The 13,047-nt window shown below is 40.1% G+C and carries 5 protein-coding genes; 3 read left to right on the top strand and 2 right to left on the bottom strand.

What is annotated here, in order from left to right:
- Positions 1–5: 5 nt before the first annotated feature.
- The gene (locus BQ5338_RS01410; RefSeq protein WP_071145051.1) at positions 6–1,994 is read right to left on the bottom strand and encodes an alpha-L-arabinofuranosidase C-terminal domain-containing protein; all 1,989 of its coding nucleotides are present in this window, start codon (positions 1,992–1,994) and stop codon (positions 6–8) included.
- A gap of 20 nt (positions 1,995–2,014) precedes the next feature.
- A complete protein-coding gene (locus BQ5338_RS01415) occupies positions 2,015–3,550 on the bottom strand; it encodes an arabinan endo-1,5-alpha-L-arabinosidase (protein WP_071145052.1) in 1,536 nt (511 codons plus the stop codon).
- A gap of 126 nt (positions 3,551–3,676) precedes the next feature.
- On the opposite strand from BQ5338_RS01415, the gene BQ5338_RS01420 reads away from it, so the two are divergent.
- The 3 genes from BQ5338_RS01420 (at position 3,677) to BQ5338_RS01430 (ending at position 13,045) form a co-directional block, all read left to right on the top strand.
- Complete coding sequence (locus tag BQ5338_RS01420; protein ID WP_071145814.1) at positions 3,677–7,957, top strand: hybrid sensor histidine kinase/response regulator transcription factor; 4,281 nt, start codon at positions 3,677–3,679, stop codon at positions 7,955–7,957.
- A 363-nt stretch (positions 7,958–8,320) separates the two neighbouring features.
- Positions 8,321–9,886 carry a LamG domain-containing protein gene (locus tag BQ5338_RS01425; protein ID WP_071145053.1) on the top strand — a complete coding sequence of 522 codons (1,566 nt, stop codon included), beginning with the start codon at positions 8,321–8,323 and terminating at the stop codon, positions 9,884–9,886.
- Between the two features lie 114 nt (positions 9,887–10,000).
- Positions 10,001–13,045: a SusC/RagA family TonB-linked outer membrane protein gene (locus tag BQ5338_RS01430; RefSeq protein WP_317042344.1), complete on the top strand. Its 3,045-nt coding sequence runs from the start codon at positions 10,001–10,003 to the stop codon at positions 13,043–13,045.
- Positions 13,046–13,047: the final 2 nt, after the last annotated feature.

Raw genomic sequence — 13,047 nt, forward strand, 5'->3', positions numbered from 1 at the left:
TTTCTCTATTTTGTTGTTTTGGTAAACTTATAGATAGCAAAGGTATAAGGTTCTAATTCAACATCCAACGCATCCTTGAGAATAGAAATTGTCGTTGTTTTTGGAGTAATAGCAAAAGGCTGCTCAATAGTATTATCTTTATCAAGATCAAGAGAACTAAGCTTAATGCAAGTGCCATCCGTTAATACTTCTTTACTCTTAAGTCCGGCAAAGGTCAATGGTACACGCAACATTTTATCCGTTGTATTTACCACCTTTATAATATATGAATGTGTTGTCGCATCCCATACCGCACTGGCAAAAAGCCCATCTTGTCCTTCAGCGCCCGTAACCGGTTTATTGTTCATTGTTAATGGAATAACATTGGTTCCTTTATTCTGAGCATAAAGTTGTTGCACATAGTAGCTCACCGTACGAACAGAATTTAGATTATCAAACCAGATCATATCCGGACGCCATTGCCAACCTTCAACGTGAGCAAACAAAGGAGCATACGTAGCCATATGAACCACATCAGCATTACGTTCAAGTCCGGTCATGAAAGCTGCTTCTAACAATGAGGCATGAAAATGGTTCCATTTTTTCCCTTTACCATGGCAAGCATATTCTCCGGCAAAGACCTTCGGCCCTTTGCGGTCATATTTGTCATAACGTGCTCCCTGACTCAAGAACCAGCTTTCAGGACGATAGAAATGTTCATCTACCAAATCAGCTTTCAGACGTTTCATTTCCGGCCAGAGATATTCAAAATCTTTTCCTTCAGAGTTAGGTCCGGAACTACCAACTATTTTAATTTCAGGATGAGCTTTGCGAATAGTCTTCAAGAACGGTTCAAGACGTTCAGGGTATTCTGGTCCCCACTGTTCATTGCCTATACCGATAAATTTCAGGTTGAAAGAAGCAGGATGTCCCATGTCAGCACGTACTTTTCCCCATTTAGAGGTTTCAGGACCATTGGCGAATTCGATTAAATCGAGTGCATCTTGAATGTAGCTGCCCAAATCACAAACTGCTACATGTGCTTTTGGGTCAGTATTTTGGAACTGACATGACAAGCCACAACTCAATATAGGCAGAGGAGCAGCTCCTATCTCTTCGGATAATAAAAAGAACTCATAGAAACCCAGCCCATAGCTTTGATAATAGTCTGGAAAAAAACGGTTAGTAAAAGTATACTGCCAACGATTTTCATTCAATGGACGATTCTCAACAGGACCGACAGTATTTTTCCAGTTATAACGGGTATTAAGATCCGTTCCTTCCACAATACATCCACCTGGGAAACGAAATACTCCGGGATGGATATCGGCCAAAGCTTGCGCCAAGTCTTTGCGTAAACCATTCTCATGCCCCTTCCAAGTATCTACAGGAAAGAGTGAAACATGCTCCAGATCAATCGTTCCTTTGGATGCAAGGAAGATACGAAGTGTAGATTTGGCCTCCGTCATATTCGGTTTAAGGATCACTTGATATTTTTTCCACTCTTTAGAATTAATCATTAGCTCTTGTTTAGCAAAAGGTTGCCCCTCTGTATTGCTGTTGGTTTTCACCAATTCTATACGAATTTTTTCTGCAGTTCCACCTTCAGGCAAGCGAGCCCATACAGAAAAGCGATATTCTTGTCCATTCCTCACTCCTATTCCAAAGAAGCCTTCGTTATCCAATCCGGTATGCTTCTGCTCATGTCCGGGGTCTGACAAACGTACATAGTGTGGGTTGCGTTCAAAAGGACCATCATCCTTCAACGCTACTTTTCCGAAAGTTTTCCACCCCATCAGGTTTTGAGGGAACTCGAACGAACGGTTCTTTACTAACTCAGCATAGAGTCCACCATCCGCAGCATAATTAATATCTTCAAAAAAGAGCCCGTACATAGTGGGCTGAATTTCTGCCCCTAATTTTTTCGTTTGAATGACTAGCTCATTAGTTTGCGCACTCAAAGAAAGTGCGGCAGACAAAGCCAAAGAGCCCAATAACGTTCTGTGTATTCTCATGGTTTAATGTTTATATATAATTATTTTATTCGTTTTCCCCATACCGAGCGACCTTTACTGTCCAATCCGGTAAAGAGAACGGTTTCTTTTTGATTTTCCCAATCGTGTCCCGCAAATATAATTAGATTTTTAATAACTTCCTCTCCTATTCTTATATCCAATATCTTTTTATTAGCATCAAACATCCAATTTCCAGCTTCTTCAAGAATTCCATCATCTCTAAAAGAATAAAGAGAAGAAACATTCAATTCATTTTCATTGAGTCCACCCTCACCCCAAAGAACTTGTCCGCCTTCTAAATTCCTTTCATGCCGTGGTTCTTGTATGCGGATAATTTCCCATCGACCAACGATCTCTTTACGAGAGATATTAACCAATTTATTAGCAGTATATCGCTCAGGTGAAACAACTGGCCATCCATCAGCATTAAAATATACCTGCCTCACATGTAGCACCATCAATTGATTATCAGGTGAAAGTCTTGCTTGATGAAACATAAAGAAGCGCCCATCATCCTCTCTCCATACTCCACAATGACCTGTGCCAGCCCATCCTGGGTGATTTTTAAATTGATAGGGTGCTGTGAGTATCGGGAAATTATTTGTTGTATCAGCCAATGCTTGTCCTGTATAATCCAAGAACGGGCCTTCGGGAGAATCAGAACGTCCCACACGTATATTATAGGTAGTCATCAACGGATCATAAGAAACAAAGAGAAAGTATTTCTTCAGTTCAGGGCTATAAACTATTTCCGGAGCTTCCAGATTATCTTTTGTGTAATTAGCACGACGGGCCACTAAATGTCCTTTATCCCCGACCTTTTTTGTCAATCCTGTTTCATTATTCAGCTGAACACAATACAATCCTCCAAAGAAAGAGCCATAATGCATCCACCATTTCCCCGTACTTGCATCTACAATGACACTAGGATCAATCGCATTCATCAGAGTTTTATCATTGGTTTTCAGTACACAACCTTTCTGTATCCAAGGACCTTCGGGAGAATCAGATTCCGTTAACCCGATATAGGATGCTTTTTGACCAAAAGCCGAGACACAATAATAGAGTCTATACGTATCATTATATTTAATAATGTAGGGGGCCCAAATATTGGTTGCCCCTCTCCCATTGGCATTTTTGTGAACCCATTGAACAGCTTCTTGAGGAATCTCAGGAAAAGCCCATCCCACAAATTCCCAGTAAACCAAATCCTTGGAACGACGAACCTGTATATATCCCAAAGGTACACCCTTTTCTTTTGCTTCTTCTTTATTTTCAGCATAGATGGCATCTGTAGAATACATATAATAATAGTCGCCAAACTTCTTGCAAGCAGGGTCATGCACATTGTAAGTTCCCCAGGAACGATAGCTCTCCATTTTAGAAAGTGAAGTATAATCATCTACCCAAGGATTAGGCGAAGAGGTAGGAGCAAAAACAATCGATTTGCTACACGAGAGGAGGAGGATAATTATGATGGCACCCGACAAAATTTGTTTCTGCATAATATTAGTGTATATAACAATGAGTTTTCTGCAAAAATACAGTCTCATCATTGTTGCCGGGGTGGACGAATGAACATTAATGGTGGACAATGCACTAGATACTCGATAAAAGAAGAAGCTTGTTCTTTGTATTGAATGGGAATCTTCTACCTTTGCCTCATCTATAAGATGACAGCTATGCGAAAACACTCTTTATTTACCCTGCTCTTATTATGGCTTTTTCTGATTTCCTTTTCCGCACAGGCTCAGGAGTTATTTACTTCTCGTTACAATATTACCTATGTAACGATGAACAACGGCCTACTACATAATTTCATTGACGATATATACAAAGATCATCGAGGGTTCCTATGGCTATCTACTGCCGGCGGCGGATTATCCCGATACGATGGCTACGAATTCGTACATTATAACACCAGCACTCCGCGCACAAAGCTAAAAAGTAATTTCATACGCAATGTTTGCGAAGATGCTTTCGGGCGACTATGGATCGTATCGGAAGGTGGAACTGATATCCTTGACCTTTCAAGCCTCCAACTAGTCATTCCGCTGGATAAACAAAACAAGATTGCGGTATTGTTGAATCAGCCGGGTATTCGAGTGATGAATGATAGTAGAAAAAACATCTGGCTCTGCTGCGGAAGTTCACTGCATAAAATAGTGTTTGACGAGAAAGGTGATATTGCCAATACATATACCCTAACATCCATTCCTCTGCTTATACCTTCGGTGGCCTTGCAAGATGTGGATGAAGACGGTAATATCTGGATGGGATTCGGTAACGAAGTGCATAAAGTCACTGCCCCAAAAAATGGCATACTTAGGACCTCGATCGTATCACCCCGATTGAAATTTGAAGTGGGAACATTTATTTCTGTATTCAAGGCTAAAGAGAATGAAGTTTGGATTGGAACAGACAGAGGGTTATTCAGGTATAATAAGAGTGGCGATCTTTTAAAGCACTATCAGCATGCAAACAGTGATCATCGCACCCTGTCTCAGAACTACATCACCGACCTTGCCATCACAGGTGATAAACAACTGATTGTAGCTACGCTGAAAGGAGCAAATATATACAATCCGATCACAGATGGTTTCGAACATATAGCTCAAGAAGGCTTATCGACGGGAAACAAGCTCAACTCTAATTTTGTAAATTGCCTCTTGGTGGACGGCAATATTATATGGTATGGTACGGAGACAGGGGGCATCAATAAAATGACTCCCAGAAGATTGTCCATACGCAACTTTAGCTATCAACAAGATAATTCATATAGTCTATCCAGAAATCCGGTAAACGCTATTTATGAAGACATGAAAGAGAATTTATGGGTAGGAACCGTAGAGGGAGGACTAAATAAAAAGATTAAAAACGAAAATAGATTTCAGCATTATACCACAGAAGCACCAAGCAGACTTAGCCATAATTCTGTCAGCGCTATTACTGCCGACGGAAGAAATCATCTATGGGTGGGTACATGGGGCGGTGGCATCAATTTGCTAGAGCTGAATCATGCAGATCAACAGGTCATAAAATATATCTCCTCTAAAACCCACCCGGGATTCCCCATTGATTTCATTGGCTCACTTTGCTACGATCCTATCAACAAAGGCATGTGGGTGGGAGCCAATCAAGGCATCTATTTTTACGACTTCGCTACTGAACGATTTATCTCGCCTTTTGCCAACAAAGCAGGAGAAAAGGTGCATGGCTGCATTGGAGCCATAATAGACAGACATGATCAGTTATGGATGGGGTGTATGGAAGGAGTTTATATGATCAATTTACACTCTTTCAAAAAGGGACATTTTGCCTACAAATACTTAAAATACAAACTTGACGAACCCAACTCTCGCTTAGTTGAAAAAATTAGTTGCTTTTTCTTAACAGTCAATGGTACGCTTTGGATTGGCAGTAACGGATATGGCATCTACAAATGCGTAGAAACAGGAAAGAATTCATATAAATTTGTTTCGTACACTACTGCTCAAGGTTTAGCAAATAATAGTATCCGGGGTATTCTGGAAGACAGCAAAGGAAGTTTATGGATTAGCACCAATAACGGATTATCTTGCATGGATTCTTCAACAGGACGGTTTACCAACTTTAGCACAGATGACGGACTAGCCAGTAACCAGTTTTATTGGAATGCCTATTGCAAAGCAAAAGACGGGAATCTCTATTTTGGTGGATTAGAAGGACTCGTGTCAATCGGTTCGGAGCATCTGCAAACAAAGCCTTTCGCTAGCAAAGTAACCTTTACTAAATTAAGAATTCTCAATGAAGAAGTTCTTCCCGGAAACGATTATATAGACACAGATATCTCTACGGCAAAAATCATTCATCTGCATGAAAAAGATAAATCTTTCTCATTAGAATTTGCAGCCCTGAACTTTGATCCGCAAAGCACAGCCGTCTACAGTTATCGACTCTTGGGATTCGAGGAGAACTGGGTTGAAGTACCTGCCAATAGGCGTTTTGCCAGTTACACGAATCTACAACCAGGCACCTATACCTTACAAGTGAAATATGCCTCTGAAGGAGATAGCAGTGACAGTCAGATAGCCGAATTGACTATTGTTGTAGAACCGTTCTTCTACAAAACAACAGGTTTTATCCTTCTAATGATTCTTATCATCGGAATGAGCATTTATCAAGTTTACAAGTGGCGAATAAGATCATTGCAACAACAAAAACAATTGCTTCACAAAACAGTTGAAGAGCGTACCAGCGAATTGGAGAAACAGAAAGAAGTTCTGGAGAATCAGACCATAGCCCTCTCCAGACAAAACAATATGCTCACCCAGCAGAACGAAAAGATAACCCGTCAGAAGAAGCAACTGATCCAAATGTCAAAAAAGGTACAAGAGTTGACGACAGATAAACTAGCCTTCTTTACCAACATCACGCATGAGTTCCGGACCCCCATTACACTCATCATAGGCCCTATAGAACGAGCCTTAAAGTTAAGTTCCAATCCGCAGGTCATGGAACAATTACACTTTGTGGAACGCAATTCTAAATATCTACTTTCATTAATCAATCAATTGATGGATTTTCGTAAGATAGAATCGGGTAAACTAGAAATCGTGCCATCCACAGGCAACTTTGTGCAATTCATCGATGCACTGATAGTACCGTTCGAAGCATTTGCAGGAGAACGTAACATCATTATCCGTAAATACATCCGTCTTAGCTCACCTGAATTTCAGTATGACGAAGATGCTATGCGCAAAGTAATCACCAACCTATTATCGAATGCGATCAAGTTTACACCTAACGGAGGAACCGTGACACTCTATGTAGCGTCAATCATTCATACTGAAACAAAGAAAGAACAACTCTATATCTGTGTCAGAGACACAGGCACAGGAGTTCCGAAAAAAGATCTTGAACAGATTTTCAATCGCTTCTATCAATCAAGGGAACACATTAAATTCCCCGTTTACGGTCAAAGTGGCACCGGCATAGGTTTGTATCTTTGCAAACGCATCGTTCAGCTACACGAAGGCACAATAACAGTTCGAAACAATCGTAAGGCAGGTTGCTCGTTTCGGATGCAAGTACCACTATCTCGCTCAGAAAGTAACGACCCTGCTATTGTTCTCCCAAACAGTAACAACACCCCACAGCAGCAGGCTGACCAGAATCTACAGAAATCTAATTTGACCAAATCACTGGGTGGGCTAACCATGCTGGTGGTTGAGGATAACAAGGACATGCGTGCCTATATACGCTCCATCCTTACCGACAAATATCATGTGATGGAAGCAGAAAATGGAGCAGAAGCACTAGCTGTTTTGAGCGATTACAACATCGATTTCATTATTAGTGACCTGATGATGCCTGTGATGGATGGTATGGAGCTATCGCGCAAAGTGAAAGAAAATTTTGCCATATCACACATTCCTTTTCTGATGCTCACCGCTAAAACAGCCAAAGAGGCTCGCTTAGAAAGCTTCCGCATAGGAGTGGACGAGTATTTACTAAAACCCTTTGACGAAGAGTTGTTACTTGCAAGAATCAATAACATACTTGAAAACAGAAAGCGTTATCAACGCCAGTTTTCATTCAATATGGAAGTGGATCAGCTACAAATGGATGAGGAATCGAACGATAAAAAGTTCCTCGACAAAATGATGGAGGTAATCAAAGAGAATTATAAAAACTCCTATTACGAAGTTAGCGACCTAATAGAAGCAATGGGCGTGAGCAAAAGTTTACTCAACAAAAAAATGCAAAACCTCACCGGACAATCGGCCGGACAGTTTATTCGTAACTACCGTCTTAACATCGCTCGTGAGCTAATTATAAAAAACCGTATCACAAAGAATATGAATATATCCGAGATAGCCTACGAAGTCGGCTTTAACGACCCCAAATATTTCACCCGCTGTTTCACTAAGCATTTTAATATTCCACCCAGTAGCCTCCTTGAAGAGAAAGGATCATTGTAAACATAATTAAACTCTCTCTACAAGCCTTCTGAGAGGGGTTTGGTGAATTAACTACTTCAGCGCGGTGAATTAACTAGATCAGCGTGGTGAAGTAGTTAATTCACCACGCTGAAGTTATATCTTCACTTTTCAAAGCATCATTTGTAAATTAAAAGATATCCCAATATATTTTAATTCATATAAGAAGCCTATCTGTGATAAGTGAAAGCAATACTCTAAAGCATTATAAGGCTAAACGAAACCTATAAATAAAAAGTGTGCAAAATACACTTTTGTCCACTCCAAAAAATCGTTTGTCCACCACTAAATTTACGTTGCAAACTACATTTGCAACGTAAACTTTTAAACCAAAAAATCTATATTATGAGAACAAGAAAGTGGCCGTCACTCTTTACGGCGGCAATTTTAATTTTCAGCTTCTATTCCTGCCAGGAATGGAAGCAATGGGACGAACCTTCCGGCAATCAGGCAATGCCTATTCCTGAACCACCGATCGATAAATCGGCCACCTTAGTAGCTAAGTTCACTTTCGAGAACAACTTAAAAAATTCATTAGACGCCTCTTCTATAGGACAAGCATTAGCTCAGGCAAGTGGAAAAGCTCCATCTTTTGAAGAAAGTACAGAGCGAGGTGGTAATGTTTTGCATCAATATTATGGTTATAATGATGCATCTTCAATTAGCTATACAAAATTCGATAACCCATTAAAGGGAATAGAAGATCTTTACGGAGCATCTATCTCTTTATGGGTGAAAAGAACAGACACAGATGTTTGGGATGCTATTTGGTCTTTTTTCGACGAAGATAATTCGGACGGGGTAAATGGAAGAGTTTATTTAACTCCCAATGGCTATTTAGGATTCAACGGAACCGGTGGTTATTTCGATTGTAACTATTCTGACAATGTCACAAATGCCATCTCCGTAAACGAATGGAACATGGTAACTATAACTGTTGATCTTACCGGATTCGGCATCTACGTTAATGGAAAATTACTCTATGATATCAATACTCAACTGGCTTGGACAGCTACAGATGGCACTTCTGCCGCAAAATTTAGCTATCAGAGTGTTGTTAACCTGATTAAGTCTTCACCCTATTTCTATCTGGGGTATGGTTCATGGTGGGGATCTTCTGATTTATTAATAGATGACCTACTTATATATAAAGGAGCTTTAACAGCAACAGAAGTTTCTGCCTTATATGATTCTTATTCAGGATTAGTTGCCTACTATAATTTTGAGAGTAACTTAAAGAATGTGATTAACGAAGCATCTGTAGGAGAATTATTAAAGCAAGCAAGTGGCACTCTTCCCTCTTTTGAAACAAACACTACCTGGAATAGCAGTTTCCTCCATCAATATTTCGGCTACAATGATGCTGCCTCCATGAGCTATACAAAATTTGAGAATCCATTGAAAGGCAAAGATATTAATGGGGCTACAATTTCTCTATGGGTAAATCGTATAGATACTAATGTGTGGGATGCTATTTGGTCATTCCTCGACGAAGATGCTACGGATGGAGTCGAAGGAAGAGTTTATCTCACACCTAATGCTTATTTAGGATTCAACGGAACCGGTGGATTCTTTGATTGCAACTGGCCCGACAATGTAACAAATGCAGTAGCTGTAGGAGCATGGAACATGGTCACAGTCACCCTCGATATTAATGGATTTGGCATTTATGTCAATGGTACAAAGTTATATGACAAAACCAACCAAGTTGCATGGGCCGCAGGAGGCACTGCCGCAGCCGACTTTGACTACACACGTGTAATCAATTTATTAAAATCTGCCCCAAATTTCTATCTCGGTTATGGCTCATGGTGGGGATCAGCTGATCTGTATCTTGATAATTTGATGATCTATAATCGTGCGCTGGCTGATAAAGAAATCTCAGATTTGTATGAAGCAAATAAACAATAGATTAATCTCTAATACATATTAATAAACACAATGTTTTTTATGAAAGAACAACAGATAAATACTAAATATCCTCGAAATTCTATTTCACGGATACTTCTGGTAGCTTTGTTTGCCATGCTTTGCCAACTAACTTATGCCCAGAAGAAGGTTATCTCCGGTTTGGTTAAGGATGCCAAGGGAGAAATTGTTATTGGTGCCAGTATTCTTGAGAAAGGAACGGGCAATGGCGTTATTACAGATTTGGATGGAAACTTCAAATTAAGCGTATCCTCTCAAGCGATATTGCAAGTAAGCTATATTGGTTACAAAACACAAGAAATAACTGTAGCCGGCAAAGCTGTTTTTAAAATAACTTTAGTTGAAGATTCTGAAACACTAGAAGAAGTAGTGGTAGTAGGTTACGGTGCGCAGAAAAAAGAAAGTGTGGTCGGTGCTATTTCGCAAGTAAGTTCTAAAGAGTTGATGAGATCACCTTCGGGTAACATATCACAAGCTCTGGCAGGGAAAATGCCGGGAGTGATAACATCTCAAACCTCTGGTGCTCCTGGTAGTGACGACGCACAGATCTTTATTCGTGGACGAGCCTCATTTGCGGGGGATAATCAACCACTTATTTTGGTAGATGGTGTGGAGCGAGCTTATTCACAAATCTCTCCAGATGATATTGAAAGCATCTCCACATTAAAAGATGCATCAGCAACAGCTGTTTATGGTGTACGTGGTGCCAATGGTGTGATGATCATTACTACCAAGAGAGGTAAAGATCAAAAAGCAGCAGTAAGTCTTTCCGCCGATTTCCAAATACAATCGCCCACTCGCAAAGATACTTATCTAAATTCCTACCAATCGGTTAGCCTGCTAGAAGAAGCTTTGGCCAATGATGGATTGCCTTCTCAGTTCTCTGCATCAGATATTGAAATGTACAAAAAATCATCTGCCGGACAACTAAGCGGCACTGATGCAATGCTTTATCCTAACGTAGATTGGTATGACTATGTACTTCGTAACAATGCCCCGGCACAACGTTACAATGTTAATGTACAAGGTGGAACCAAGCGTATGCGTTATTTTACTTCTGCTGAATTTTACAATCAGCAAGGACTATTCAAAAACTTCAGTACCGACCAATATGGCAACGCCTCTAACTCTAGCTACCGACGTTATGCCTTTCGCGCAAATTTGGACTTCTTGATAACAAAAGACCTCACAGCTTCTTTGAATTTTGGTACTCGTTTTGAAGAACGTCGGGGGCCTAATTCCAACGAATATAACTCAAGCTATAGCGAAGTGTTTTATGAGTTGAATCACACTCCGGGCTGGCTATTCCCTGTGGCTTACGAAATAGGTGAAGGTGAAGACAAACAAGTACTATACGGTGGCAATTCACAAAACCAAAACAATATAGTGGGTAGACTAGCCAAAGCCGGGTTTTATCGTGCTACCAACACCATTAATGAAACTAATTTCATTATTAATTATAAAATGGACTGGCTTACAGAAGGATTATCAACCAAAGCGATGCTCTCTTTTGATTATGACTCTTATTATCGTCGACTTTTCACTGCCAGTTTTGCTACTTATGAGCTCTTGTCATACAATAACAGCAACTATGATTTTGCACAATACAATACCGATACGGAGTTAGCCTATGCTGGCAATACTCAAACTACCACAATGAAACTCTATATGGAGTATGCTCTTAATTATGCCCGCAAATTTGGTAAACACGATGTAGGTGGACTGTTACTCTACAACCAGAATGACTATCGTTATCAGGCAGAATTGGCGCAACGCTACCAAGGTCTTGTTGGCCGTGCAACGTATGGATATGATGAGCGATATCTGGCAGAAGTTAATTTCGGCTACAATGGATCTGAGAACTTTATGAAAGGTAAACGTTTCGGCTTCTTCCCTTCTTTCTCGGTAGGTTGGAGAATCAGTAACGAAGAATTTATGAAAGGCACACAAGAATGGTTGAATAATCTCAAAATACGCGCCTCATATGGCGAAGTAGGTAATGATAAATATTCTATAAATGGAGTATTGCAACGTTTTCTCTACCAACCAGTCTGGACTCAGTTGGATAATGCTTACACCTTTGGTTCATCAAGTTCTACAGGCGGTATTTACGAAAGTCAGTATCCAAACTACACTGTTACATGGGAGCGAGCCCGAAAGTATAATTTAGGCCTTGAGATTGGACTTTGGAATGGCTTAATTAATGCCAACATCGATTTATTTAAAGAAAAACGCAAAGACATCCTCACTCCTTACCTCACCCGTCCGGAATGGGTAGGAGTCAACATGGCATCCGGAAATCTAGGAGAAACAAAAAATTCAGGCTTTGAGATTGAATTGAAACACAACAATCGCATAGGAAAAGATTTTCGATACAATGTCGGACTTACCTTCTCACATGCTAAAAACGAAATTCTATCAATGGACGAACCTGATGCTAAAACAGACTACCGCAAGAGCGAGGGACATCCCATCAACCAATATTTTGGCTTAGTATGTGACGGTTTTGTAACCTCCGCAGATTTAGCTAGTCCAGATTTCCCTGTATCAACTTTAGGGAATGTTCAAGTAGGTGATTTAAAATACCGTGATATGAATAAAGACGGTTTTATCGACGATCGTGATGAAACATTTATCGGCTATAGCGATATTCCGGAAAACACTTATGCTCTTTCTTTAGGTTGCGAATGGAAAGGCATCGGATTTAATGTGATGCTCCAAGGTGTCGATCATGTATCCCGTTACTATGATGCAGAAGCGATGTATGCCTTTGTTAGTGGAGGTAAGGTAAAAGAGCACCACTTGGATCGTTGGAATCCCAACGTTTCAGAAACGGAGAATCTAAAAAACGCAAAATATCCATTGCTTCACTACGACAACTATGGCAATTACAATCAACGTAAAAACTCCTTCTTCTTGCAAAATGGTGCTTTTTTACGTGTGAAAAATATTGAGTTGAGCTATTCAATACCTCAAAAAATCAGTAATAAATGGAGTATGAGCGACCTGCGTTTCTATGTAAATGCAAGCAATCTGATAACTTGGGATCACTTAGATGGTTTGACCGATCCGGAAAGCAATGGTTCTAACCGTTATCCTATAATGAAGACAGTGAATTTTGGTGTTAACGTTAAATTCTAAGA

This window comes from Bacteroides ihuae, from assembly GCF_900104585.1.
GTDB lineage: Bacteria > Bacteroidota > Bacteroidia > Bacteroidales > Bacteroidaceae > Bacteroides > Bacteroides ihuae.